Origin of the sequence: Acetoanaerobium pronyense, assembly GCF_017874355.1 — a bacterium.
Taxonomy (GTDB): Bacteria; Bacillota; Clostridia; order Peptostreptococcales; family Filifactoraceae; genus Acetoanaerobium; species Acetoanaerobium pronyense.
In genome coordinates this window covers 153,213-179,442 of sequence record NZ_JAGGLI010000001.1, presented here as the reverse complement: position 1 = coordinate 179,442, position 26,230 = coordinate 153,213, and the positions used below count along the sequence as shown (strand labels likewise).

25 protein-coding genes are annotated in these 26,230 nt (G+C 33.8%); all 25 read right to left on the bottom strand.

Annotated features, from left to right (window positions below; translation table 11 throughout):
* Positions 1–7: 7 nt before the first annotated feature.
* On the bottom strand, positions 8–799 hold the full coding sequence (locus J2Z35_RS00855) for a Nif3-like dinuclear metal center hexameric protein (protein WP_209658367.1): 792 nt from the start codon (positions 797–799) through the stop codon (positions 8–10).
* Entirely contained in the window at positions 781–1,533 is a 753-nt protein-coding gene (locus J2Z35_RS00850; protein WP_209658365.1) for a tRNA (adenine(22)-N(1))-methyltransferase, read from the bottom strand. Before J2Z35_RS00850 ends, J2Z35_RS00855 begins: the two co-directional genes overlap by 19 nt.
* Before the next feature lie 35 nt (positions 1,534–1,568).
* Positions 1,569–2,699: an RNA polymerase sigma factor RpoD gene (rpoD, locus tag J2Z35_RS00845; protein WP_209658363.1), complete on the bottom strand. Its 1,131-nt coding sequence runs from the start codon at positions 2,697–2,699 to the stop codon at positions 1,569–1,571.
* A gap of 27 nt (positions 2,700–2,726) precedes the next feature.
* Positions 2,727–4,478, bottom strand: coding sequence for a DNA primase (dnaG, locus tag J2Z35_RS00840; protein ID WP_209658361.1), 1,752 nt, complete (start codon positions 4,476–4,478; stop codon positions 2,727–2,729).
* Positions 4,479–4,608: 130 nt separating this feature from the next.
* Positions 4,609–5,382, bottom strand: coding sequence for a 3-deoxy-7-phosphoheptulonate synthase (gene aroF, locus J2Z35_RS00835; protein ID WP_209658359.1), 774 nt, complete (start codon positions 5,380–5,382; stop codon positions 4,609–4,611).
* The gene (gene folK, locus J2Z35_RS00830) at positions 5,382–5,861 is read right to left on the bottom strand and encodes a 2-amino-4-hydroxy-6-hydroxymethyldihydropteridine diphosphokinase (RefSeq protein ID WP_209658357.1); all 480 of its coding nucleotides are present in this window, start codon (positions 5,859–5,861) and stop codon (positions 5,382–5,384) included. Before folK ends, aroF begins: the two co-directional genes overlap by 1 nt.
* Positions 5,854–6,231, bottom strand: a complete 378-nt coding sequence (gene folB / locus J2Z35_RS00825; protein WP_209658355.1) for a dihydroneopterin aldolase — start codon at positions 6,229–6,231, stop codon at positions 5,854–5,856. The genes folK and folB overlap by 8 nt, the downstream gene beginning before the upstream one ends.
* On the bottom strand, positions 6,231–7,028 hold the full coding sequence (folP, locus tag J2Z35_RS00820) for a dihydropteroate synthase (protein WP_209658353.1): 798 nt from the start codon (positions 7,026–7,028) through the stop codon (positions 6,231–6,233). The genes folB and folP overlap by 1 nt, the downstream gene beginning before the upstream one ends.
* Positions 7,029–7,035: 7 nt before the next feature.
* On the bottom strand, positions 7,036–7,614 hold the full coding sequence (gene folE, locus J2Z35_RS00815; RefSeq protein ID WP_245330688.1) for a GTP cyclohydrolase I FolE: 579 nt from the start codon (positions 7,612–7,614) through the stop codon (positions 7,036–7,038).
* 35 nt (positions 7,615–7,649) lie between these two features.
* Entirely contained in the window at positions 7,650–7,979 is a 330-nt protein-coding gene (locus J2Z35_RS00810; protein WP_209658352.1) for a hypothetical protein, read from the bottom strand.
* Between the two features lie 23 nt (positions 7,980–8,002).
* A complete protein-coding gene (locus J2Z35_RS00805) occupies positions 8,003–8,755 on the bottom strand; it encodes an aminotransferase class IV (protein ID WP_209658350.1) in 753 nt (250 codons plus the stop codon).
* On the bottom strand, positions 8,739–10,082 hold the full coding sequence (pabB, locus tag J2Z35_RS00800; protein ID WP_209658348.1) for an aminodeoxychorismate synthase component I: 1,344 nt from the start codon (positions 10,080–10,082) through the stop codon (positions 8,739–8,741). Before pabB ends, J2Z35_RS00805 begins: the two co-directional genes overlap by 17 nt.
* Positions 10,079–10,657, bottom strand: coding sequence for an anthranilate synthase component II (locus tag J2Z35_RS00795; RefSeq protein ID WP_209658346.1), 579 nt, complete (start codon positions 10,655–10,657; stop codon positions 10,079–10,081). Before J2Z35_RS00795 ends, pabB begins: the two co-directional genes overlap by 4 nt.
* A 36-nt stretch (positions 10,658–10,693) precedes the next feature.
* Positions 10,694–11,128 carry an ACT domain-containing protein gene (locus J2Z35_RS00790; protein WP_209658344.1) on the bottom strand — a complete coding sequence of 145 codons (435 nt, stop codon included), beginning with the start codon at positions 11,126–11,128 and terminating at the stop codon, positions 10,694–10,696.
* Positions 11,129–11,230: 102 nt separating this feature from the next.
* Positions 11,231–13,210: a transketolase gene (gene tkt, locus J2Z35_RS00785; protein WP_209658343.1), complete on the bottom strand. Its 1,980-nt coding sequence runs from the start codon at positions 13,208–13,210 to the stop codon at positions 11,231–11,233.
* 173 nt (positions 13,211–13,383) lie between these two features.
* Complete coding sequence (gene ppdK, locus J2Z35_RS00780) at positions 13,384–16,029, bottom strand: pyruvate, phosphate dikinase (RefSeq protein ID WP_209658341.1); 2,646 nt, start codon at positions 16,027–16,029, stop codon at positions 13,384–13,386.
* Positions 16,030–16,050: 21 nt separating this feature from the next.
* A complete protein-coding gene (locus J2Z35_RS00775; RefSeq protein ID WP_209658339.1) occupies positions 16,051–16,875 on the bottom strand; it encodes a pyruvate, water dikinase regulatory protein in 825 nt (274 codons plus the stop codon).
* Between the two features lie 25 nt (positions 16,876–16,900).
* Positions 16,901–17,545: a CBS domain-containing protein gene (locus J2Z35_RS00770; RefSeq protein ID WP_209658337.1), complete on the bottom strand. Its 645-nt coding sequence runs from the start codon at positions 17,543–17,545 to the stop codon at positions 16,901–16,903.
* 112 nt (positions 17,546–17,657) lie between these two features.
* Entirely contained in the window at positions 17,658–18,473 is an 816-nt protein-coding gene (locus J2Z35_RS00765) for an HAD family hydrolase (protein WP_209658335.1), read from the bottom strand.
* Between the two features lie 3 nt (positions 18,474–18,476).
* Positions 18,477–20,831: a phosphoribosyltransferase gene (locus J2Z35_RS00760; protein ID WP_209658334.1), complete on the bottom strand. Its 2,355-nt coding sequence runs from the start codon at positions 20,829–20,831 to the stop codon at positions 18,477–18,479.
* A gap of 71 nt (positions 20,832–20,902) precedes the next feature.
* Positions 20,903–23,620, bottom strand: coding sequence for a calcium-translocating P-type ATPase, PMCA-type (locus J2Z35_RS00755; RefSeq protein WP_209658332.1), 2,718 nt, complete (start codon positions 23,618–23,620; stop codon positions 20,903–20,905).
* Positions 23,621–23,706: 86 nt separating this feature from the next.
* The gene (locus J2Z35_RS00750) at positions 23,707–24,288 is read right to left on the bottom strand and encodes a TerD family protein (protein ID WP_209658330.1); all 582 of its coding nucleotides are present in this window, start codon (positions 24,286–24,288) and stop codon (positions 23,707–23,709) included.
* Positions 24,289–24,309: 21 nt separating this feature from the next.
* Positions 24,310–24,912, bottom strand: a complete 603-nt coding sequence (locus J2Z35_RS00745) for a TerD family protein (protein WP_209658328.1) — start codon at positions 24,910–24,912, stop codon at positions 24,310–24,312.
* A 23-nt stretch (positions 24,913–24,935) separates the two neighbouring features.
* Complete coding sequence (locus J2Z35_RS00740) at positions 24,936–25,619, bottom strand: TIGR00266 family protein (protein ID WP_209658326.1); 684 nt, start codon at positions 25,617–25,619, stop codon at positions 24,936–24,938.
* Positions 25,620–25,635: 16 nt separating this feature from the next.
* On the bottom strand, positions 25,636–26,217 hold the full coding sequence (locus J2Z35_RS00735; RefSeq protein WP_209658324.1) for a TerD family protein: 582 nt from the start codon (positions 26,215–26,217) through the stop codon (positions 25,636–25,638).
* Positions 26,218–26,230 lie beyond the last annotated feature (13 nt).

Genomic DNA, 26,230 nt, shown 5'->3' with positions numbered 1-26,230 from the left:
CCTCTCTTCAAGCCTGAATAGCTAAAAACGGATCTTCCATAGAAGTACTATTATAAATTTCAATATCTTTAGATAAAATATTTCTCAAAAAATTTTTCATTGCAACATTAAAATGTTTTTCGGTCCCAAAATGTCCTGCGTCTATTATACTCATCCCAGCTTCTTTTATATCTTGTGCTTCATGATATTTCACATCTCCAGTGATATATATGTCACATCCCAATGCTTTCGCTTCTTTCCAGTACTCTATACCAGCTCCATTAACAACTCCAACCTTTTCTATATTTTTATCACTTCCTCTAACAATTTTTACATCTGAAAGATTCAGCTTTTTAATAACATATTTTGAAAATTCATTGATATCCATTTTTGTCTTTAATTTCCCTATCCTTCCTATGCCAAATTCTTGAGATGTCTCATATACTAAAGCAGTCGTATCCTCAAGCTCTAATAAATCGGCAACGTAATCATTTAATCCACCTGAAAGCATATCAAAATTTGTATGGCTACTATAAATCGCTATATCATTTTTTATGGCATCAATGATATATTTCGATTTTTCATGGTCTGTAGTTATAGTTTTTAGAGCCTTAAAAATTAATGGATGATGAGATATTATAAGATCAATGGAATTTTTCTTTGCCTCATCTATAGTCTCTTTTGTAATTTCCAGTGTTAGCATTATTTTTTTTATGTTTTTTTCTTTATCTCCTACTAAAAGCCCAACATTATCCCATTCATATGCAATTTCTATCTTTAATGCTTCGTCTAAGATTTTAACTATTTCTGAAAGCAACATTTTCTCAGCTCCTTGAATTTATAAAGAAGAGTCTCCACTTCTTCAAGTCTGGAAGATATATTTTCCCCTTCTGCATCCTTTAGCTTGTGAATTATTTTTTTCTGTTCATTTATTTTTCTGTCTAATAACTTCAAGAGAAGTGGATGTTTTTTTTCTATATTTATTTTACCAAATTCAAAGTCCATGTCATTCCAGCTATCTGTTTTTTCACCTAATCCTTTTTTGCTAATGATAATATTGTATATTATTTTATCGTCTTCAACCAAATCTTCATCTATTATTTCAAAATTATTTTCGATAAGATATTTTCTTAAGCTTTCCGGAAACTGAACTGGTTGAAAAATCATGGTAGGATTTTTTACTTTGAACTTCTTGTCGTAGTCATCCTTTAATATTTCTTTGATTAGTATTCCACCCATGCCAGCTATCACTAACACATCTGCTTCATCTTCATTTAGTATTTTTAATCCACTTCCCAACCTAGTGTCTATAACGGAATTAAGTTTGGAAAGATTCACTTGGTTTATTGCCTTTTCCAGTGAACCTTTGCTTACATCTGAAGCTATAGCGTGCTTACATTTATTTGCTTTTATTGCTTCAAGTGGTATATACCCATGATCAGTCCCAATATCTGCAAGAATATCACAGGAAGGAATTTTTTCTAAAATTTTACTAAGTCTTGCACTTAACATCTTATTCTCCTTTATCTCATAGTAATTAAAAAGATTCGCCATAGCGAATCTTTCAATTGTACTTAGTTAAATAATCCTTAGTCTAAATAATCCTTAAGTTTTTTTGATCTGCTTGGATGTCTTAATTTTCTCAATGCCTTTGCTTCTATTTGTCTGATTCTTTCTCTTGTAACATCGAACTCTTTGCCTACCTCTTCCAGCGTTCTTGCTCTACCATCTTCAAGTCCAAATCTTAATTTTAATACCTTCTGCTCTCTCTCGTTTAAAGTATGAAGAACATCTTCAAGTTGCTCCTTTAGTAGAGAGTAAGCCGCTGCTTCTGCTGGAGCAAGGGCATCATCATCAGGAATGAAGTCCCCTAGATGACTATCTTCCTCTTCACCTATAGGTGTTTCAAGAGAAACAGGTTCCTGGGCAATCTTCATTATTTCTCTGATTTTTTCCTCTGGCATATCCATTTCTTTTGCAAGTTCTTCTGGTTTCGGATCTCTCCCAAGTTCTTGAAGTATCTGTCTATGAACCCTTATAAGCTTATTTATAGTCTCTACCATATGCACAGGTATCCTTATAGTTCTTGCCTGATCTGCTATCGCTCTTGTTATTGCCTGTCTAATCCACCAGGTAGCATATGTAGAGAACTTGAATCCCTTTTTATAGTCAAATTTCTCTACAGCCTTTATAAGACCTAGATTTCCTTCTTGAATCAAGTCAAGAAATAACATACCTCTCCCAACATATCTTTTTGCAATAGATACAACTAGTCTTAGATTTGCTTCCACTAATTTTTTCTTTGCCTCTTCATCTCCATCTTCCATGCGATGAGCAAGATCTATTTCTTCCTCTGCGGACAAAAGAGGAATTTTACCTATTTCTTTAAGGTACATTCTAACAGGGTCATCAATAGATATCCCTTTGGGGATTGATAAATCAAGGACAACGGCTTCTTCTTCCTCATCTTCATCCTCTTCTATAACACTATCTACTTTCCCTTTTAGTACCGTTTCAATAGGATCTTTTGCATTTTCTTCAATCACATCAATTCCCATTTGGGCAAGTGTCTCATACATGTTTTCTATTTGGTCTTTATCAAGCTCTATATCTCCAAGTGCCTCCGAAATTTGATCAAATGTCAAAGTACCTTCTTTCTTCCCTTTGTCCACCAAATTTTTTATGGCAAGTTTATTTTCTTGTTTTATATCCTTATCCAAACAAATCACTCCTTAAATAACTTTCCTTTATAATCTATCTAATTCCTTTTGCAGTTCAATAACATCCATTCCAATTTCAAGTATTCTTTTGAAATCAGACTCATCATTTGGATTTAAGCTATTTTGCTCAGTTTGAAGTTTTTCTATTTTTATTTTTAAAGAATTTTTTTTCAATAAAATCACCAGAGAATATATTTCATTTGTAGATAATGCTTCATATATATTATTCCCCATAAATTCTTTTTCAATTATGTTTTTATTATTATCTTTAGAAACCAGCTCAGCAAAAATATTTTGAGTTTCTTCATAGCAAAAATCCTCTGGCTCCAAAATTCTAATTGCTATATCTAAAGCCTCTTGATTTCTAAGAATTGAAAAAATCAATGCCTTTTCATTTTCTATCCCATTTGATTTTGTAACATTTATTTTTTCGATTTTGGGTATATTGTGAGTTATATTTGAATCATTCTTTGTCTCCTGAGTTTGAAACTGCTTTGGACTAAAGTACTTTCCATATACCTCACTCCCTAAAGCCTTTACAGATATATTTGTAATCTTGGATATCCTCAGTATTTCTTTTTCAACCTCTACAGGACTATTATGTATTTTTAAGATATCAGCCACTTCTTTTATAAAATCAATTTGGCCTTTATCATTATTTATGTCATGTTTTTTCATTATATATTCAACTTTAAATCTCAAACTTGAATAGGCATTCTTTAGAGTAGCCCGAAACTTTGCCTCCCCTTCCTTTGACAGATAGTCATCTGGATCCTTGTGGGGATTGATATCAACTATATATGGAGAGATATCCGTCTTCAAAAGTACCTCTATAGCTCTTAATGTAGCATTGATTCCCGCTTCGTCAGAGTCATAGCAGATATATACTTTGTCTGTATACTTTTTTATGGCTAGAGCCTGATCTTTCGTAAGAGATGTTCCTAATGAAGCAATCGCCGAAGTAAATCCATATTGATGAAGGCTAATTACATCCATATACCCCTCAGTCAGAATAAAGCCATTACTTGAACTGGCTTTGGCTATATTTAAGCCATATAGCTGTTCTTTTTTATGAAATATCTTCGTATCTGAGGAATTCAGATATTTTGGAAGTCCATCACCTAAGACTCTTCCTCCAAATGCAATCACCTTTCCTCTGACATCAAATATTGGAAACATAAGCCTTGAAAAAAATCTTTCCCGAACTTTCCCTGACCGCTCAACAAATAAGCCGCTTTCCAGCAGTTCTTCTTTTATGTAGCCTTTAGAGTCTAAATACTTTCCTAATGACCCATCCTTAGGAGCATATCCAAGCCCAAATCTTTTTATATTTTTATCAGAAAGGCCTCTTTTTTTTATGTATGACAGTGAATTATCCTTGTTTGACCAAAGCAAAGAAAAATAAAATCTTGCAGCCTCTATATGGATATTAAATATTCTATCTCTTAGTTTTGCAAGTTCCTTATATTCTATACTCATTTCTTCATCAGGCCATTTTATCATAGCTTTTTCTGCAAGAATTTTAAGAGCGTCCATAAAATCTAAATTCTCTTTTTTCATCAAAAAAGAAATGACATCTCCTCCTTCACCGCACCCAAAACACTTGTAATACTGCTTTTTTTCACTTACCATAAAAGATGGCGTCTTTTCGTTATGGAATGGGCAAAGGCCTTTAAAATTCTCACCACTCTTATTAAGCTGCAGGTATGAGGATATGACATCTATTATATTGCTTTTAGATTTTATCTCTTCTATGAAGTTGTCATCTATATTCGACATAAAAACTAACCCTCCTTACTAACATAAAGGGCCTTTAAATTAATATTCTCCATAAAAACTATTTTTCCTTCATTTGAAAATTCTAAAATTTTGAGGGAATTTATAAAGAAAAGAAAAGGATGAGAATACCTCATCCTCTTAAGGCTTTAACTAAGTCTGTGAAATCTTTAAAATTTAAAGACTGTTCCCCATCAGATAGTGCTCTTGAAGGGTCAGGATGCACTTCTATTATGAGTCCATCTGCCCCACATGCCATAGCCGCTAAAGACATCGGCTTAATTAAATTTCTTTTTCCAGTTCCATGGCTTGGATCAACTATGATAGAAAGCCCAGTTTCCTGCTTTATGATTGGAACTGCAGATAAATCCAGGGTATTTCTGGTATAGTCGTTAAATGTTCTTATTCCTCTTTCACACATTATTATATCTGTATTACCTTCTTTTGCTATATATTCTGCTGCATTAACCCATTCTTTTATTGTAGCAGACATTCCTCTTTTTAGGAGCACAGGCTTATTTAATTTCCCTGCCTCACTAAGAAGTGAGAAGTTTTGCATATTTCTTGAACCTATTTGAATTATATCTGAAACTTCATAGACTTCTTCAAGGCTTCTTTCATCTATAGCTTCAGTTATAGCCATTATCCCAACTTCTCTTTTCACTGATACTAGGATATCAAGCCCTTCTTTTCTCATTCCCTGAAAAGAAAATGGAGAAGTTCTTGGCTTATAAGCTCCACCTCTAAGAACGTTTACACCTAAGCTTTTAATAAATACTGCAGTCTCTTTTAATTGTTCATAGGATTCTATAGCACAAGGTCCACCTATTATAAGTTTTTCCTTAGACATATCCAAAGAACTTCCTATTATAGGTTTTTTTATATTGCTGAGCATTTTTGATAGCATTATACTTCGTACTCCTTTATACCCTGAGTATCTAAATTTCCTAAAATATCTTTTATTTTTTCACCCTCAATAAAACCTTCCGGATTAATTTCATATAAAGGAACTAAGACAAAGGCCCTTTCCTTAATCCTAGGGTGAGGAATTATCAATTTTTCGTCCTCAACGATTATATCATCAAATAAAAGTATGTCAATATCAAGAGTCCTAGGACCCCACCTTATATCCCTAACTCTATGAAGATTAATCTCTATCTCCTGAAGCTTCTTTAAAAGCTCATGAGGGCTCAATGAGGTGCTGATTTCTATGCAGGCATTTACAAAGGTATCCTGATTTTCATAACCCCAAGGTAAGGTTTCATAAAATTTTGATATTTTTACTACTTCACAGTTTTCTATCTCATCTATTTTTTTGATTCCTTTATTAAGATAACCAGCCCTATCTCCTATGTTGCTTCCTAAGGATAGATAAACCCTACTCATCTTTATAGTCTCCTCTTGATCTTTTTATGGAAATTCCCATATACTCAAATATACCTTTTACTGGTGCTTCAGGCTTTTTTATTTTTATTTTTACTGATTTGATTTTTTTAAATTCTTTAAATATTTCCTTTGATATATTTTCAGCTAAAGCTTCCAATAAATCATATCTTTTTTCCTGACAATGTTTTTTAGCAACCTCATAAACTTCAGCATAGCTTACAGATTTATGAAGATTGTCAGATAATCCAGCTTCTTTTAAATCAAGATATAGGTCTATATCTATAAAAAATTTTTGTCCAAGAACTTTTTCCTCTTCTAGCACCCCATGGTACCCAAAAAAACTCAAATCCTTAAGAGTTATTTTATCCACTATACCTTCCTCCTGTAGATTGCATCAGCAACCATAGATGCCCTCAAATTTTCCTTAACATCATGCACCCTTACTATATCTACACCCTGCATTATTCCAATTACCGTTGTTGCTATGGTTCCCTCTACTCTTTCTTTCGGGGGAAGGTCTAAAATTTTTCCTAGCATAGATTTTCTAGATGCTCCAAGTAGTATAGGAAAATTCAATTCTTTTAGTTCACTTAATCTGCCCATTATCTCTATATTATGTTCAGAGGTCTTTCCAAAACCTAGACCTGGATCTATTATTAGATTCTCTCTTTTTATGCCTGCTTTAAATGCAATATCCATTGTTTCATGGAAAAAGTCTTTTATAGACTCCATTATATCTTTTTTATATATAGCTTCTATTTGATTATGCATCACTATTACAGGGCAGTTTCTCTCTGCTGCAACTCTTGCCATATCTTTATCTCTTTGAAGTCCCCAGACATCATTTATAATCTTAGCACCATTATCAAGGGCAAGCTCTGCTACCTTTGCCTTATAAGTATCTACAGATATAAGTAAGTCTCCAGACTTTGAAATCTCAGATATTACTGGTATCAGTCTTTTTATCTCTGTTTCTTCATCTACCTCTATAGAGCCTGGTCTTGTAGATTCGGCTCCTATATCAATTATATCTGCTCCCTCTTGCTTCATTTTTATTGCTCTATTTACAGCACTATCTATTTCAGTGAAGTCTCCTCCATCAGAAAAGCTATCTGGAGTCACATTTAATATCCCCATAATATATGTCTTAGATCCAAAATTAAACATAGGTCACCTACCTTGAGTTAATAAGACTTAAAGCTTCTGCTCTTGTAGCTGCATCTGTTTCAAATATACCTCTTACAGAGGATGTTATGGTTTTTGAGCCAGGCTTTTTTATTCCCCTCATCGTCATACACATATGCTCCCCTTCAAGCACTACAAGAACCCCATGAGGTTTTAGAACTTCCATTATTGATTCAGCAACGGTTTTTGCTATCCTTTCTTGAAGCTGGGGTCTTCTTGCAGCAGTTTCCACAACTCTTGCTAGCTTTGAAAGGCCTGTAAGTTTTCCCCCTTTAGGAATATATGCTACATGAGCTTTTCCAAAGAAAGGAACAAGATGATGCTCACACACAGAATGAAAAGAAATATCCTTTACTATTACCATTTCTTCATGGTTTTCTTCTTGGAAAAATATTTGAAGATGATCTTTTGGATTTTCGTGAAGTCCACTAAAGATTTCTTCATACATTTTAGCTATTCTTTTTGGGGTGTCTAATAGTCCCTCTCTATTTGGGTCTTCTCCAATGGCTTCAAGTATATCTCTTACTGCATTTTCTATTTTTAATGTATCCATTTTCTTAACCTTCATTTTTTTATTTCCTCCGATTCTAAAAAATAAAAATTTCAAACCATGTCTTTAAGGCTATTATAGATATCCTTCTCTCCCCATATAGGATTGGACTCTAAAATTGCTTTTATCATAAACCCTTCCTTATTTTTGATAAGAGAGCGGGCAAGTTTCTCTGAAATTATATTGATGTCGAACTCAAATCCATATATTTTTTTTATTTCTCTAAACTGCTTATCAGTATAGTCATCAATTACAAAAACGTCTATATCTTTTGTTTCATCAAAAACTAAGTTTTTAGAGGATCCTGTCAAAAATATAAGCCGTGTTTTTTCCCTTGATGTATATGTTTCAAAAATTATATCAATAATCTTATTCTTATCCATAAATTAATTCCCTCATTTAATCTTTAGATTTGAAAAATTTTATTATTTATCTTTATGGATAAGCTAAAATCAAAAGAAAAATCCTTGGATTCTATAGAACTAACTGGCATAATGCCAAGAAGGCTATTGCAGACATAGGCCTCATCCATAACCTTAATATCATTCATGGGTATATTTTTTTCTATTATTTTAAAATCTTTATTAAGCTCCTCTATTACTTTAGTAACAGCTATACCTTTAAGTATAGGCTTTGAAAATGATGGTAAAATAAAGGTATTATCTTTTCTAAAAATAATATTAGAGCTTGAACACTCCAGTATGTGGTTCTCGTAGTCAATAAAAACAGCATCATCAAAGCCTTTAGATTTTGCCGTATTTCTAGCATAATAGTTTTCCATATAGGACGTTGTTTTATACCTATAGTAAGGATTTTCTCCTCTTTTGTATGGATAAACCCAAAGCTTAAAACCTCTTTTGTAATGTGAGATATCATATGGTATATCCCTTTCTTCTATAGCGTAACCACTATTTGAAAGAGTAAGGCGTATAGCCTTAGTTTTATTTAATGTTTTCGTTGATTTTTTTAATTGCCTAGTTGCACTTTCTATATGATTTTCCCCAATTTTCAGTTCTAAAGATGATTTTGTTAATCTATTTATATGCTCATCTAAAAATAAAATATTATTATTCCTAAATGCCATAGTCTCGAAAAGTCCAATTCCAAACTTTACTATTTCATTTTCCCAGCTAATTTCGCTGCTATATAAAGTCTTCATTTTCAATCGTCCCATTTAACGCTTTTACGATAGATCTAGCCTTATGAAGAGATTCCATATATTCATCTTCAGCACTCGAGTCGTAAGTTATTCCGCCACCTACTTGAAAGGTTATGAATTTTTCTTTTTTTAATATGGTTCTAATCGCTATATTAAAATCTGAATTTTGATTAAATCCAATATACCCAATAGAACCAGTATATACATTCCTTCTAGTTGGCTCTAACTCTTCTATAACCTGCATTGCTTTAATTTTAGGAGCTCCAGTTATAGAGCCTCCTGGAAAAGTATTTTTTATGACATCGAAGATATCCTTGTTTTCATCAAGCTCTGATTTCACTGTAGCTACAAGGTGATTAACACTTGCATACTCTTCTATTACAAAAAGCTCTGGTACTTTTACAGTTCCAATTTTCGATACCCTTCCAAGGTCATTTCTCTCAAGATCAACTATCATCAGAAGCTCTGCCTTGTCTTTTGAGCTATTTAAAAGCTCCTGCTTTAATTTTTGGTCTTCTTCAATTGTTTTTCCCCTTGGCCTCGTTCCTTTTATAGGTCGTGTTTCTAAAGTATTGTTTTTTAACTCTAAAAATCGCTCTGGAGAATTGGAGATTATTTCAACATCCTTAAAATCTAAAAAACCTCCGAAGATTGTAGGGCTTACTTCTCTTAGTTTTCTATATATATCATACCCTGTTCTAGAAGTCTCGCCTTCAAATCTTTGGGTAAAGTTAGCCTGATATATATCACCTATTCTTATATATTCCCTTACCTTTTCTATGGCAGAAAGATAATATTCTTTAGTCATATTCCCTTTTAGTAGGATTTTTTCGTCAGGCTCGAACTTATAAACTGTTTTCACTGCTTCATATACCTGTTTTTTTCGTTTTTCCAATATATTTTTTTCTTTTTCAATATCAATCTCAGGAGATACAATATAGGTTTTATTAGCCTTATGGTCGACTACAAAAGCCCAGTCATAAAGGCCAAAATATATATCCGGAATATTTATATCCGCTTTAGCTAATGTATCTATATCCTCAAAATATCTTCCAGTATCATAAGATATATATCCTACAGCTCCCCCGTAAAAAGGAAGTTCACCCTTAACGGAAGATTTGTAGTTTGACATAACATCTTTAAATTTATCTATACATTCTTCGTCATTTTCATATTTTAATATTTCAAATGGGGATGAGGATATCACCGTATATCTTCCATATCTTTCATTGTAAAGGGAGCTTTCAAGTATAAAACTATATGGCTCCTCTTTAATTAAATCATATAAATCTATAGCCTCAAGTGATGTATTTAATTCTATAATCATTTTTTCCTCCTGGCCATGACTATAAAGTTTTGAAAAATCTCATGTCCCTTTTCCGTTAAGATTGCTTCCGGATGAAACTGAACCCCTTCAATGAGATAAGTCTTATGCCTTACTCCCATTATTTCCCCATCAATTGTCTCCGATGTGATTTCAAGGCAGCTAGGCAAAGTGTCTCTTTCTATTATAAGAGAGTGATATCTAGTTACATTAAGGGGTGAATTAATTCCACTATACACACCTTTTTTATCATGATTTATGGGATATACGTGTCCATGAACAGGCCTTTTTGCCTTGACTACCTTACCGCCAAAAACTTCACCAATAGCTTGATGACCTAGGCATACCCCAAGAATTGGAATTTTTCCTTTGAAGGCCTCTATAGCCTCCATAGAAATACCAGCTTCTTTTGGGCTTGATGGCCCAGGGGAGATTAAAATCATTTCAGGAGATAACTCTTGAATTTCATCTATTGTAATAGAATCATTTCTAAATACTTTTATATCTTCTCCAAGTTCTTTTATGTACTGATAAATGTTGTAGCAAAAAGAATCAAAATTATCTATCATTAAAATCAAGTGAATAACCCCCTAAAGTAAGCACTTTAAACTTTACTACTCCATAGCAATAAGTTCCGCTTTAACGACACCTTTCACTTTCATTAATAAATCTAGTAGCATTTCCATATCAACCGTAAGATTTGACATTTCAAAGGTTATGGACAGATTTGCAATTTTGTTTATAGGTATATCCTGACTTATAGTAAGCACATTTGCTTTTTTTTCTGCTAAAAGATTTAAAATAGCTGATAAAACTCCTGTTTCGTGATTAAGCAAAAAAGAAACTGTGGCTTTATTTCCTATCATTCCTTGAGATACGCTAAATACATAGTCTTTATATTTGTAAAAAGTACTTCTACTAATGCTTAGCTGTTTCACTGCATCTGTAATTCCTTTTGCTTTTCCAGTTCTTAAAAGCTCCTTTGCTTCTACCACTTTTTCATATACAGGTGGAAGAATAGAACTATCTATTATTAGAAATTTTTTCATTTTTGCCCCCCAAATCTTTGCGTTTAAAAGATTATAGCATATAGAAATATTCCTCTCAACAATAAAGCCGAGCATATGCCCGGCTTTATATTTAAAAAGATTTTAAATAATCTCTTTCGATGTCTTTACAATGTTTTCAACTGTGAATCCAAATCTTTCCATTACCTTATCAATAGGAGCTGAAGCACCAAATGTATCCATACCTATAGCTCTACCTTCAAATCCTAGGTACTTGTACCAGTCGGTTGTAACTCCTGCCTCTACAGAAACTCTAGCTTTTACGGTTTTTGGAAGCACACTTTCTTTGTACTCCTTATCCTGCGCTTCGAATATATTCATGTTTGGCATTGAAACTACTCTAGCATCTATTTTATCTTCTTTTAAAACTTTTTTTGCTTCAAGAAGTAGATTAACTTCTGAACCTGATCCCATAAGGATTATATCTGGAGAATCCTTATCTTCTTTAGAGAGTATATATCCTCCTCTTTGTGCACCTGCTGTAACTTCTTTGATTACAGGAAGATTTTGTCTTGTTAGAGCCATAACGCTAGGACCATCTGTCTTTTTCATGGCTTCGATATATGCATAGGCAGATTCCTTATAATCCGCTGGCCTCCATACGCTAATTCCAGGTATATTTCTTAAAGAAGAAACATGCTCTACAGGCTGATGAGTAGGGCCGTCTTCTCCTACTCCTATAGAATCATGTGTAAATATAAACAGTGATGGAATATTCATAAGAGAAGCAAGTCTTATTGGTGTTCTCATATAATCAGAAAAAACAAGGAATGTAGAACCAAAGCTTCTTAATCCACCATGAAGAGTAATTCCATTTACAATGGCTCCCATTGCATGCTCTCTGATACCAAAGAACAGGTTTGAACCTAAAGCATCACTTAAGAAATCTCCCTGAGATTTTATATATGTCTTTGTAGATTCATTAAGGTCAGCAGACCCTCCCATTATATTAGGTATGTGCTTAGCTATATTGTTTAATATTTCTCCACCAGCAGACCTTGTAGCAATATCTCCTGAATCAGGACCAAAAATTGCTTTGTCTTCAAGAAGAGATGTTGGCACCTCAAGGCTGTGCCAGTTTTTCCATTCTTTGTATAACTCTGGGTTTTCTTTTGCATAATCTATAAGCATATCTTGCCAAGCTTTCATTTCCTTGTCTTTCTTTTTTGTAAGCTTTTCAAAATGCTTTCTTACATCCTCTGGGATTTCAAACTCTTCATGCTCCCAGCCCAAAGCTTTTCTTGTAAGCTCTGCTTCTTCTTTTCCAAGAGGTGCACCATGAGCCTTCGAAGTTCCAGCTCTATTTGGGCTTCCAAATCCGATAATTGTTTTTACCATTATAAGATTTGGTTTTCCGTTTGATTTTTGAGCTTTTAGTATTGCTTTTCTAATTTGACCTATATCATTGCCATCTTTTATTACTTGTACGTTCCAATTTTGAGACTCAAATCTCTTTTTAACATCTTCGCTAAAAGATATATCTGTCCCACCATCTATAGTTATCTTATTGTCATCATAAAGTACAATAAGCTTATCTAGCTTTAATGTGCCTGCTATGGAAGCTGCCTCATAAGTGATGCCCTCCATCATATCTCCGTCACCAGCTATACAATAAGTATAATGATCTACTATATTGTGTTTGTTTGTGTTGAACTTTGACCCTAGGTGTTTTTCTGCTATCGCCATACCTACAGCATTTGCGAAACCTTGACCAAGGGGTCCAGTGGTAGTTTCTACACCTTCAGTATGTCCAACCTCTGGATGTCCTGGAGTCTTACTATCTAGCTGTCTAAAGTTCTTCAGCTCATCCATTGACAAATCGTAGTTAAATAAATGAAGCATTGAATAAAGAAGCATTGAACCATGTCCTGCTGATAAAACAAATCTATCTCTATTTTCCCACTTTGGATTGCTTGGAGATAATCTTAAAAATTTACTCCATATTGTATAGGCCATAGGAGCAGCCCCCATTGGCAGTCCTGGATGACCTGAGTTTGCCTTATTTACTGCATCAACAGATAAAAACCTGATAGTATTTATTGATCTTTCATCAATTTTTTTCACTTTGTAACCTCCCGCAACATTTTTTACTATATACTAAACTATTTTATCATATTATGAGAAAAAATCAGCTTTTTTAGCGTATATTTATTGTTTAACATTTATTTTCATTCATAACTATGGGATAGCCTTTGGCTATCCCATAGAATCTTATTATTTACGCAGTCTTATTTCCTCTATTTATCTCTTTGGAAGTTGTGCTTTTCTTTAAGAGCAGCTTGAGCAGCAGAAAGTCTTGCTATAGGAACTCTATACGGTGAGCAGGATACATAATCAAGTCCAAGGTGATGACAAAACTCAATTGAAGAAGGCTCTCCACCGTGTTCTCCACATATTCCGAGTTTTAGATCTTTTCTAGCCTTTCTACCAAGATCTACTGAAATTTCCATAAGTTTCCCTATTCCGTCTCTGTCTATTACTTCAAAAGGACTCTTTTCGAAAATTCCCTTATCCTCATATTCCGCTAAAAACCTTCCTGAATCATCTCTTGAAAAACCAAATCCCATTTGAGTAAGGTCGTTGGTTCCGAAGCTGAAAAATTCTGCTTCTTCAGCGATTTTATCTGATGTCACGCAGGCTCTAGGTACTTCTATCATAGTACCAATCATATATCTAATATCTTGTCCTCTTTCTTCAAATACCATTTTAATTTCTTCTTCGATTTCGTTTTTAACGTACTTTAATTCTTTGATATCACCTATAAGAGGAATCATTATCTCTGGATACATTCCTTCAAATCCCTCGTTTTTGATATCAATTGCAGCTTCTATTATTGCTCTCGTCTGCATTCTATATATTTCAGGATAGGTAACTGCAAGTCTGCATCCTCTGTGACCAAGCATAGGATTAAATTCTGCAAGGTCTTCTATTCTATCCTTTAAGTCCTCAAAATCTATATCCATAGATGAAGCAAGAGATTTTATGTCTTCGTCCTTACTCGGAAGAAACTCATGCAGTGGTGGATCAAGAAGCCTTACAGTAACAGGTCTATCTCCCATCGCCTTGTATATCTCGTAAAAATCCTGTCTCTGAATAGGAAGAAGCTCATCAAGGGCTTTCTTTCTTTCCTCCAGTGTATTTGATACAATCATTCTTCTAACAGCTGGGATTCTATGCTCATCAAAGAACATATGCTCTGTCCTGCAAAGACCTATTCCTTCTGCCCCAAAGGCTACAGCTTGAGCAGCGTCCTTAGGAGTATCTGCATTTGTTCTTACTTTTAGAGTTCTTATAGAATCAGTCCATGCCATAAAATTCTCGAAGTTTCCGCTCATTTCAGGATTCACTTTTTCTATTTTTCCAAGATATACATTTCCCGCACTTCCATCTAGAGAAATAAAATCTCCCTCTACTATTACCATGCCTTTTGCCTTTATTACCTTGTTTTCTTCATCTACTCTAATCTCGCTACAGCCAGCTACGCAGCATTTACCCATACCTCTAGCTACAACTGCCGCATGAGAAGTCATTCCTCCCCTTGCAGTTAGTATTCCTTCAGCAGCTACCATTCCCTCAATATCCTCTGGAGAAGTTTCTTGTCTTACAAGTATGCATGCTTCTCCCCTAGCCTTAGCCTTTACAACATCTGCTGCATGGAAATATACTTTTCCTGATGCCGCACCTGGTGAAGCTGGAAGCCCCTTAGCTATAACTTCAGAATTTTTGAGAGCTTCTGCCTTGAAAGTAGGGTGAAGTAGATGATCAAGCTGCTCAGGCTCTATTCTTAGTATCGCCTCTTCTTTCTTTATAAGGCCTTCCTCTACTAAATCTACAGCTATATTAATGGCGGCTTTTGCAGTCCTTTTCCCTGTTCTTGTTTGAAGGAAATAAAGCTTGCCATTTTCTATTGTAAATTCTATATCCTGCATATCCTTATAATGCTTTTCAAGCTTATCTACTGCATCCTCAAATTCTTTATATACATCTGGCATTATACCCTTAAGCTCTGAGATTTCTCTTGGAGTCCTTATTCCAGCAACAACGTCCTCTCCCTGAGCATTTAATAAAAACTCTCCAAATAATTTATTCTCCCCATCAGAAGGACTCCTTGTAAATGCAACACCTGTTCCTGATGTTTCACCCATATTTCCAAACACCATAGACTGGACATTTACTGCTGTACCAAGGTCATGAGGGATACTGTGTATTTTTCTATATATTACTGCTCTTGGATTTTCCCATGATTCAAATACAGCTTTTATTGCAAGATTTAGCTGGGTTATAGGGTTTTGAGGAAACTCTTCTCTTTTTTCCTCTAAGTATACCTTTTTATATTCTTCAACTAAGGTCTTGAGATCACTTGCATCAAGCTGAGTATCCTCTGTCACGCCTTTTTTTTCTTTCATTTCTTCTAAGATTGATTCAAATCTAACCTTTGGTATTCCCATAGCAACATCGGAAAACATCTGAATAAATCTTCTATAACTGTCATATGCAAATCTTTCATTTCCAGTGGAGTTTGCAAGACCTATTACAGAATCATCATTAAGTCCAAGATTCAGTACAGTATCCATCATTCCAGGCATAGAAAAAACAGAACCAGATCTTACTGAAAAAAGAAGAGGATTTTGTTTGTCAGAAAACGTCTTTCCAAGCTTTACTTCCACTTCCTTTAAATGGATATTTATCTCATTTATAAGTTCCTCCCAAAGCTTTCCTTTTTCATCATTGAATCTAATACATGCCTTTGTTGAAATTGTAAACCCTGGTGGAACATTCAGTCCAATATTTGTCATCTCTGCAAGATTTGCACCTTTTCCCCCAAGAAGAGATTTCATTTCCTTTGAACCTTCATGAAAGCTATAAACATACTTCTCTGACATAATTTTACCCCCTCAGCATAATTAATCCTTAAGAATTTTTATTCCGTTTTTTTTCAAAAGACTAATGATTATCTCTGCTGTTTCTTCAATAGCCTTTGTTGAAACGTCTATAATAGGACATCCAATTTTTTTCATTATTTTTTCAGCATAATCTATTTCATCTAGTATTCTTTCCATACTTGCATAACTAGAGCCTTTAGGAAGCCCCAGTGCTTTTAATCTTTCTTCTCTGATTTCATTGAGTTTCATAGGCGAATTAGTAAGTCCTATAACCCTTTTTGCTGGTACATCATATATTTCTTTTGGCGGTATAGATTCGGGAACTAAAGGAACATTCGCCACCTTTATATTTTTGTTTGCAAGATACATAGAAAGAGGGGTTTTAGAGGTTCTTGAGATTCCAAGAATTACTACATCTGCTTTTAAAAGTCCTCTAGGATCCTTTCCGTCATCGTATTTAACAGCAAATTCTATAGCTTCTACTCTTTTAAAATAAGTCTCGTCAAGCTTTCTTATCATTCCAGGTTCAAGAGCTGGTGGAAGTCCAGTTGCTTTTTCTATAGACTTAATCAATGGGCTAAGAAGATCTACAGTAATCATATTATGCTCTTGGCTAAACTCCTTAATATACTCCACAAACTCCTTATCTACCAGTGTATAGAAAATTACTGAATTTTGAGTTTTAGCGTCTTCGAGAATCTCGCTTAAAAACTTTAAATTTAAAACAAAAGGAAATCTTTTTATTTCATAATTATCAACTTCAAACTGAGAAATTGCTGCCTTAGCGACTTGTTCTCCAGTCTCTCCTAATGAGTCTGAAATAATATATACAAAAAAACGATCCATTAGCACCTCCATATATATTTATAAATTACTGAGCTACTTCCATAAATAGTCTTGCAATATTAGTCTTTGAAAATCTTCCTATTACAATTAATTTTTCCAGATTTCCTTCTTTTCCAGAAATTACAACTGGAATACTGTCAATCTCATGCTCTATTATCTTTCTTGTAGCATCCACAACAGTTTCATCTGCCTTTGCATATATTATATTTGGCATTCTAGTCATAGCCATGCTTACAGGAATATTATTTATATCCGAACCTCCTAGAGCATTTTTAAGAAGATCTTTCCTTGATACAACTCCAGTAAGGTACTTCCCATCTGTGATAAAAATGGAACCTACATCTTCTAAAAACATAGTTACTATTGTATTGTGAATTGAGTTACTTTCTTCTACTATTACAGGAACGCTCATCACATCTCCTACTTTTCGTGTAGATATCTCTCTTAATTCATGGGATTTCATTGTATTTTCTGTATAAAAATATCCCACTTTGGGTCTGGCATCAAGAAGCCCACTCATGGTTAATATGGAAAGATCCGGTCTTAGTGTAGCCCTTGTAAGTCCAATCATGCTTGCAATTTGCTCACTTGTAATTGGCTGGTGCTCTTTGACTATATCAATTATTCTTTGCTGGCGTTCACTAAATTGTATGGAATTCCCCTCCTTCATTATGACATATTATATAAAATATAGTATGTCATAATTAACTTATTGTCAATCTAATATTTAATTATATTAAATTATATCTACCCAATGTGTTTTAAAAATAACAAATATAAATTTAAAGAATTTTATTAAATTTCTTTGATTTAGCTTTTTCAAGTAGATATTCTAATATATATTCTGAGGTTTTGGGTCCGCTTTCATGCGATATTTTTATATTTTTCAGATTACAAATTTCTTCTTGAATCGATAACCCTCCAGATGCTGGTATAAAACCAAGTTCTGAATTCAAAAGCATATTTTCATCCATTATAGAATCTCCTGCCGAAAAATAATCATTCTCTCCAATTAAATCTTTAAGATAAACACAAGCCTTATGCTTATCTACTCCAAATGGGATAAAATAAACTTTTTTTCCAACATTTTTAACACTTACTCCCTTTGGATTAAAGTATTCTTTTAGTTCATTGATTATCTCTTCACTCAAGGCTTTTTTTAATACAGCATAAAAGTATATATTATCCGCTGTTTTCAAATTTTTTATGCTTTCTATTCCTATTATTTTTGTGGCAATTTCTTTCCCTTCCTCTTGCCCTAGAGAGTTTTTTATTTTTATATTCATTCTCTTTTGCCAATCTTTATCTATATCTCCATCTATTAATATATTTCCTCCATTCGTCATTATTGCATATTTTACTTTTATCGATTTTTTAAAAATGTGAATTCTCTTATACTGCTCTATGGTTCTTGCGGTTGTAGGAATAAAGTTGAGATTTTGTGAAAGTTCTTTTAAAAGTTCATATCCTTTATTAGTCATATAGGCTATTTCTAATTCGTCTTTTCTTTCAACTCCAACAATACTGTCTATATCGGAATTTAAAGTCCATCTTTTGCCAAAAATTAAGGTGTTGTCAAGATCGCTAAAAAAAATCAATACTTATTCTCCTTTCAAATCTTTGATTATACCGCAGCATTCATAATACATATCATCAAAGATTTCCACCTCTACATCTCTTTCCTTTGCAAGTAGCAGTATATGCTTTAAGTTTTCATTTTTAGGGTTTTTGATTAATACTTTCCAAGGTATCCTCCGAAGTAGCACTCTAGTAGTTTCTCCAATTCCTGGTTTTATAAGATTAGTATCCTTTATTCCATATGTTTCTCCAATCATTTTTACACTTTTCATTCCATGCCAATGTATGGATTCTTCTTCTGAAATAAAGGAAGGGTCAATAGCTTTGTACTTTGAAAATTGAGAAGTTATCTCTTCAATAAAATATCTTGAAAGATCCTCTTCAAGAAGTTCTTTGTAAAATTTTCCTCCATGAAAATCGTCTTCTCCAATCAAATCTTTTCGATGAACAGTTCTACTCATAAGTCCAGAGACAGTAGAGTTAAGACAAGAGCTTGGAATTAAAAAATCCTCTCTAGTTCCATAAAGACTGCTGCACCCTCCAGTATCTGACAAAACTGCCAATGTGCTATCAAGCTCTACATTTAGTTCTTCACTAAGCTCTTTGCAGCTTTTTTGAAGCTCTATTGATATAGCTCCCTTGCCTGTCCAACCATCAACAAACTGTATCTTTTTAAAAGGATGTCTTGAAAGTATATATTTCATTGCATTCTTATCCAGCCCTTTTCCCCTTATTATAGATATAGAGTAATGTGGGACTTCATAGCTGAATTTTTCTTCAATATATTTTTTGATTAAAATTCCAATAGGGCTCCCTGCTCTTGCAAGAGATACAAGTACTATATCTTTTCCATTTCTTTTAATTATTTTTTCACCTACAATTGCAGTGGCTAGAGCTACCTTATCTTTATTTTCTTCAAGACTCCGGTGAAATAGCTTTAAATACTCTTCTGAGGGACTATATTCAACTGGAAGCATCTCAGAATAATGAATACCTGCTTGTATGGCTTTTTCCCTTTCAGTTGTTTCTTTTTCCATTTCAATAAGAGATAAATCCTTTAGTAAAAATATAATATCATTATCTTCGTAGCTTCCTGATGAAAAGGATTTTTCCTTTTCTAAAAAATAAACAATATTTACTTCCCTAATTCCCAATTTCTGAAGCTCTATTAGCATCGAACTTATCCTTTTTAAATTACTAATCTCTCTTTCTAGGAAAATAAATACCTCTTCGTATTCATTATTTTTAATGTTATACAAATAGTTAATCTGCCCTTCTTCGCATGGGTCTTCAAACTGTATTTTAGATTTTGCTCCATATTCATCTTTATCAAATGGATGTATTGGGCTTATTGTAGTTGATTGAAATTTTATGTTTTCACCCATATAAGCTGCTGTAAACATTGGAATATACATAAATTCTTTTGTACCTAAAACAAGGGTTTTATCATATTTTCTTTTGTTTTTTAAAAAATCTCCTATTTTTTCTAGCTTTTTCTCTAATTTTTTGTTTTCTTCTATTGTAATTCCAAATCTTCCTGTTTCTTTAATATGGTTTTTAATAAGAAGATGCTCATTCTTATCTCTATCTAAAATATCCTCCATACAAAAGTTTCTAAGCTTTATATAAGGCTTTTTTTGCAAATCATTATTTTGATTATTAAGAGGAGTCTTGTTAGAAAAATCAAAATTTCCATTAAGCTTGACTTTTCCTTTAAGAAGTGAGTGTACTTTTATAGGTTTACCAAGCTTTAGCTCAAGTTTTTTATAAGTATCGATACTGTTTTCATCTCTCCAGTCTAAAAGAGTAAATACAGAAAAATCAGTATTTCCATATCTTTCATTGATTTGATTTATTATATTTATTATGGTTTTTCCTGTGGTAATTTCATCATCTACAAGAATTATCTTTTCTGCATCTTTTATGATTCCTTCGTCAAGTGCATATATCTTATGGTTTTTGGCATGAGAATGTTCTTCATGAAATTCTAGCACAGGCTCTATATCTGGAATATTTTCTCGTGTAGTGTGAATATATGAAACATCACCCTCAAAATTTCTAAATACGCTTTGGGCAAGCCCTGTGGCGGTTTCACAAAATCCAATAAATAATGTTTTTTTATTAAGAAAATCCCTGTAGGTTTCCCTTAATACCATTGCTGCGTATATACCATCTTTAGGATCTATAGGTATATGCTTTCCTAAAAGCTTGCTCACAAATAAAAAACTTCTCATCTTATTCTCTCTTGCTGCCATTTGAAAAAGTTCTTTTATTGGAATTTCGCTATGGCATTTTTCTACGTCTATTTCAATTTCTAAATTTTCCAAGATATTATAGATATACTTATTACTAGTTAGGTTTATTATGTCTTTATTCATAAAATTACTCTCCTTCTCCATTAGACTGTAAAGTATGGAGAAAGTCAGCAGAATAATCTGCTGACTTTCTTTTATGCTGCTTCTTCTGAAATATCTGGTGAGGTTTCTTTGAATTTTTCAGGTTTTACGAAAAACTTGTCTCTAATTACCTTTCTTGAAAGGTCTAGGGGAATTATTATAATCGAAAGTCCTATAACTACAAGCCATTCTGAAAGTGTAAGTCCTGCTGTTCTTAAGACTTCTCCTCCTATATATGTCAATATAACCTGAACTGTAAATATTAAAATAACTATTTTTATAAAGCTTGGGTTAAGATTCATATTTTTAAATAAACGTACCTCTGTGGTCCTTGCGTTAAATGCATTAAATCCATTAAAAAATATAAACATAGCAAAGAATCCTGTAAGGAAATATATATCTGGATTTGATGGTCCTCCAGTTCTAAAAAGACTTCTTATTGCTGGGGATGTCAGATAGAAAACAGACATTCCTGCAACAAAAATACCATTTACAAGTATAGCACTCCACATATCCTTACTTATTATTGATTCAGTCCTTCTCTTTGGAGCTTCGTTCATATACTTATGAAGAGCTGCTTCTCCACCGAAGGCTAGAGCTGCAAGGGTATCCATTACAAGATTCACCCAAAGCATCTGAGTCATAGAAAGAGGTAAATCCACACCAATAAATGGTCCTATAAATGCAATGAGAATTGCCCCTACATTTACTGTAAGCTGATAGACTATAAACTTTCTAATGCTATGAAATATTGTTCTTCCGTATAATACTGATTTTGTTATAGAAAGGAAGTTGTCATCAAGTACAACTATATCTCCAGCCTCTTTAGCAACCTCAGTACCACTTCCCATTGCAAAGCCAACATCTGCTCTCTTTAGAGCTGGGGCATCATTTACTCCATCTCCTGTCATACCTATAACAAGGTTGAGCTCCTGAGAAATTTTAACAAGTCTTGATTTATCAGTAGGAAGAGCCCTTGCAATTACTCTTATATCAGGGAGCATTTTTTTAAGCTCATCGTCTGATAGCTTTTGAATATCTTGAGATGTAAGAACTATATCTTCTTTTCTTTGAAGAAGACCTGCATCCTTAGCTATAGCAACGGCTGTCTCTTTTCTGTCCCCTGTAATCATTACTACTTGAATACCTGCGTCCATAGCTTCTTTTATTGCACTTACAGACTCTGGTCTTAAATCATCTCTTATACCAACAATTCCTACTAAAGTAAGGTTTGAGAAATTCACATCATCTGTAAGAGGTTCATCGGATGTAGCTATTGCAATTACGCGAATTGCTTTTTCAGATAGAATATCTATCTGACTTTCAATTTCTTTTGTATCTTTTAGATCTTTGATATCTCCATTTTCATCATAGTAAGTCTTGCACTTAGTTAGGATCACTTCCGGAGCACCTTTTATAAGGGTCATGTCATGCTCCCCTTTAATCTGTGTTGCCGAAAATTTATTTTCGCTATTAAATGGAATTGCTTTTATCGTATCAGACTCTGAATTAGTCTCATCATTTTGTGATACAAAATGTATAAGAGCCCTCTCAGTTGCATTTCCTCCAATTACTTCAAGCTCGCACCCTTCACAAGCCCCTTTTATTACAGCATTTGTATTCTTTTTAAGAGATACATCTAAAATTCTACCTAGTTTTGGAGGAATATTTTCATATTTACTATATTCGATTTTGTCTCCTCCAAAAAATAGTACTGCATCGAGCTTTCCTTTGGTTATAGTTCCTGTCTTATCAGAAAATAATATATTTAGGCTTCCAGCTGTTTCTATACCTATGAGCTTTCTAACAAGTATGTTGTCCTTTAGAAGCTTTCTCATATTCAATGAAAGAACCATTGCAATCATCATAGGAAGCCCCTCTGGAACAGCAACAACTATGATTATTATTGTCAGTATAACAGCTGTAACAAGATCATTTGCCACCGTCTGCCAGCTTGAAAAATAATTAGCTATCTCAGCCGCTTCAAATGCATTGTCTATTAGCACCTTTTTAAACATAAAGGAAATGGCTATTAAGGTACCACCTATATATCCAAATTTACTTATCCCCTCTGCTAAAGCAGATAGCTTTACTTTAAGAGGTGATTCTCTATCATCAACCTGCATTTCTTGGGCAAGGTTTCCATAAAATGTCTTATCGCCTACTTCTTCAACCTTTAATATTCCTTCCCCTGAAACCACTATAGTTCCTCTGTAAACGTCAAAAGGATTTGAAAGGTCAGTATTTTTTTCACTATTTTCCATTATCCCTTGAGATGTCTTTTTTATTTCTTTGGTTTCTCCTGTAAGAGCCGCTTGGTCTACTTTTAAATTTCCGTGGGATAGCTTTCCATCTGCTGGTATCTTATCCCCAGATTGAAGGAGCACTTCATCTCCAACAACGATTTCATCTATAAGAACATTTTGAATACTTCCTTCTCTAAATACCTTACAAATAATTTTAGAGGCATCTTCTTGAAGTTTTTGAAATGATTCTTCATTTGTATATTCCGACCATGTAGAGATTGTTGTTGCAAGAACTACTGCAATAGCAATACCAAGTGCCTCATACCACTCTGTTTGACCCATAAAGAAAAATATTACGTTTATTATAAGAGCAAGCATCAGTATCTTTATAATAGGATCCTCAAAGTTTCCTTTAAGCTTATCCCAAAAACTTTCTACATCCTGTGGTGTAAGTTTATTTGAGCCATGGCTTTCTCTTGATTTTAAGACTTCGTCGTTATTTAATCCCTGAATGTCGTATTTCATTAATCTTCCTCCTAAAAATCCATATAAAATTGTAATCTGTTAAGGGTGCAGCCATTTAGACTACACCCTTTAATACTAAATTCCTTCTAACCAACTTCTAGACCATAATTTGTACAAAGTGCATGAAGTCCTCCCTGAAATCCACTTCCTATTGCGTTAAATTTCCAGTCAGAACCACTTCTATAAAGCTCGCAAAATACTACAGCTGTCTCAATAGAAAATTCTTCTGCAAGGTCATATCTTAATATTTCTTCGTTTGTATCTTGATCCACAAGTCTTACGAAAGCATTACTTACTTGTCCAAAGTTTTGTGCTCTTTGAGGAGCATCATGAATAGTTACAGTAATTGCTATTTTATCAATATGAGATGGAACTTTATCAAATTCAATTGTTATCTGTTCGTCATCTCCTTCACCTTCTCCAGTTCTGTTATCTCCTGTATGAACTATAGATCCATTTCCCCCCTGAAGATTATTGTAAAATATAAAATCATTTTCACTTTTTACCTTTCCATCTGCACCTACTAAAAATGCAGAAGCATCCAAATCGAAGTCATATCCACCTGAATACTTATTTGTATCCCATCCTAGCCCTATTATTCCCTTTTTAAGACCAGGGTTAGTTTTCGTAAGGTCAATTCTTTGCCCTTTAGATAAATTAATTCCCATTTGTTAATCTCCTTTCATAACTTAAAATCGTTTTGCTATATCTGAAAGAGAAGTATCCCTTGTTCCTTCTCCTATAGCACCAAATTTCCAGTCATTTCCATTTCTATATATTTCAGCCACCATAACTGCAGTTTTTCCAGAATAGTTTTCATTAAGATTATATCTTAATAGCTCTTTTTTTGTATTCATATCTACAATTCTAATAAAGGCATTTTCAAGCATTCCAAAGTCATGCCCCCTTTTAATACAATCATAAATATTAACTACAAAGAAAAGCTTTTTTATATTTTCAGGGACCATAGCAAGCTCTACTATAATTTCCTCATCATCTCCATCACCTTCACCAGTTAGATTGTCCCCTGTATGAAGTATACTTCCGCACTTACTTCTAAGATTTCCAAAATAAATGAGGTCACTATTAGATGAAAGCTTGTCATTTTCGTTGAGCATTAGTACAGATGCATCACAATCTATATCTGCATCTTTAGCTCCAAAAAGAGAACCTAGCAAACCCTTTGATTGCTGCTTTACAGGATCCCATCCTAGTCCTACCATTATTTTAGAAAGTCCTGGATTTCCTTTCGTAAGATCAACTTTCTGTCCTTTTTGTAAGCTTATAGCCATAACTATTGCCTCCTAATATTTTCTTATTTGCTTTGAGATGGAATAAATTGTCTTATCCAGTTACCAAAGCCTCTAGGGTTTCTTGTTTGAATAAGCACAGTCCCAGGTCCTCTGAATCTACATACAAGCATCTCCCCAGAAGTAAAGCTTGAAATCCATCCTGAGGATGCTTTTTCTATGCTGTACTGCATATGGTCAGGCCATGCTACAAGGTGACTGTTGTCTATAACCACTTCTTCCCCCGCCTCTAGATTTATAGGATGAATAGCTCCATAAGAATTGATAAAGACAGTCCCTTTACCACTTACCTTTAGTATAAAAAATCCTTCTCCAGAAAATATTCCTTTTGTAAGGTTTTGCATCTGTGTATCTATGGATATTCCTTCAGTTCCTGCAAGGAATCCATCTTTTTGAACTCTAAGACCATAACTTCCATCAAGCTCTACATCAACTATCGCTCCAGGAACAGATGGAGCAAGGAGGATTTCACCTGGACCTCTATTTGCAGATAGTATTTGAAAGAAGAATTTTTCTCCTGCAAGCATTCTTCCTATTCCCTTTAGTATTCCTCCTTCAAGTTTTCCCTCTACATCTACTGTGTTTGACATGGAAACCATAGCATCAGATTCAGACTTAACAGTCTCACCTTTGTTTAAGTAGGCTTTTAATATTGGAAAAGCATCTTGATATAAAATTTCATATTTCAATATTATTCCTCCTCTATTAACCTGCGTTAACCCCAAAATTTTGGCAAAGTGCTTTTAATCCGCCTTGAAAACCGCTTCCAACGGCACTAAACTTCCAATCTTCTTGATTTCTATAAAGCTCTCCTACTATAATTGCCGTCTCTATACTAAAATCTTCAGAAAGATCATATCTTATAAGTTCTTCTTTTGTATCTTCATTAACAACTCGAATAAAAGCATTGCTTACCTGACCAAAATTTTGTGCTCTGTTTTCAGCATCATGAATTGTTACTGTAAAGGAAATTTTTGCTATATCAGCAGGAATTGATTTTAGATTTATTCTAATCTGCTCGTCATCACCTTCACCCTCTCCAGTAAGGTTGTCTCCAAGATGAGAAATGCTTCCAGTAGAATCCTTTAGATTGTTATAAAAAATAAAATCATTGTCACTTCTTACTTTCCCTGATTCTGATGTCAAAAATGCAGCTGAATCAAGGTCAAAGTCAAAACCACCATCATATTTATTTGTATCCCATCCAAGCCCTATAAGTACATTTGTAAGTCCTGGATTTCCTTTTGTAAGATCAACCTTTTGTCCTTTTGATAAACTAATAGCCATATCAATCTCTCCT

Coding starts and splice junctions, on each gene's coding strand:
- dnaG (WP_209658361.1), bottom strand. CDS start 4,478: ATGTCGAATATAGATGACAACTTCATAGAAGAGATAAAATCTAAAAGC.
- folP (WP_209658353.1), bottom strand. CDS start 7,028: ATGTTTAATTTTGGATCTAAGACATATATTATGGGGATATTAAATGTG.
- J2Z35_RS00855 (WP_209658367.1), bottom strand. CDS start 799: ATGTTGCTTTCAGAAATAGTTAAAATCTTAGACGAAGCATTAAAGATA.
- J2Z35_RS00750 (WP_209658330.1), bottom strand. CDS start 24,288: ATGGGAATTAATTTATCTAAAGGGCAAAGAATTGACCTTACGAAAACT.
- J2Z35_RS00810 (WP_209658352.1), bottom strand. CDS start 7,979: ATGGATAAGAATAAGATTATTGATATAATTTTTGAAACATATACATCA.
- J2Z35_RS00745 (WP_209658328.1), bottom strand. CDS start 24,912: ATGGCTATAAGCTTACAAAAAGGACAGAAAGTTGATCTTACGAAAGGA.
- J2Z35_RS00790 (WP_209658344.1), bottom strand. CDS start 11,128: ATGAAAAAATTTCTAATAATAGATAGTTCTATTCTTCCACCTGTATAT.
- J2Z35_RS00805 (WP_209658350.1), bottom strand. CDS start 8,755: ATGAAGACTTTATATAGCAGCGAAATTAGCTGGGAAAATGAAATAGTA.
- J2Z35_RS00760 (WP_209658334.1), bottom strand. CDS start 20,831: ATGAATAAAGACATAATAAACCTAACTAGTAATAAGTATATCTATAAT.
- pabB (WP_209658348.1), bottom strand. CDS start 10,082: ATGATTATAGAATTAAATACATCACTTGAGGCTATAGATTTATATGAT.
- J2Z35_RS00735 (WP_209658324.1), bottom strand. CDS start 26,217: ATGGCTATTAGTTTATCAAAAGGACAAAAGGTTGATCTTACAAAAGGA.
- J2Z35_RS00850 (WP_209658365.1), bottom strand. CDS start 1,533: ATGGCGAATCTTTTTAATTACTATGAGATAAAGGAGAATAAGATGTTA.
- aroF (WP_209658359.1), bottom strand. CDS start 5,382: ATGCTATCAAAAATGCTCAGCAATATAAAAAAACCTATAATAGGAAGT.
- J2Z35_RS00770 (WP_209658337.1), bottom strand. CDS start 17,545: ATGAAGGAGGGGAATTCCATACAATTTAGTGAACGCCAGCAAAGAATA.
- J2Z35_RS00755 (WP_209658332.1), bottom strand. CDS start 23,620: ATGAAATACGACATTCAGGGATTAAATAACGACGAAGTCTTAAAATCA.
- ppdK (WP_209658341.1), bottom strand. CDS start 16,029: ATGTCAGAGAAGTATGTTTATAGCTTTCATGAAGGTTCAAAGGAAATG.
- J2Z35_RS00775 (WP_209658339.1), bottom strand. CDS start 16,875: ATGGATCGTTTTTTTGTATATATTATTTCAGACTCATTAGGAGAGACT.
- folE (WP_245330688.1), bottom strand. CDS start 7,614: ATGAAGGTTAAGAAAATGGATACATTAAAAATAGAAAATGCAGTAAGA.
- folK (WP_209658357.1), bottom strand. CDS start 5,861: ATGAGTAGGGTTTATCTATCCTTAGGAAGCAACATAGGAGATAGGGCT.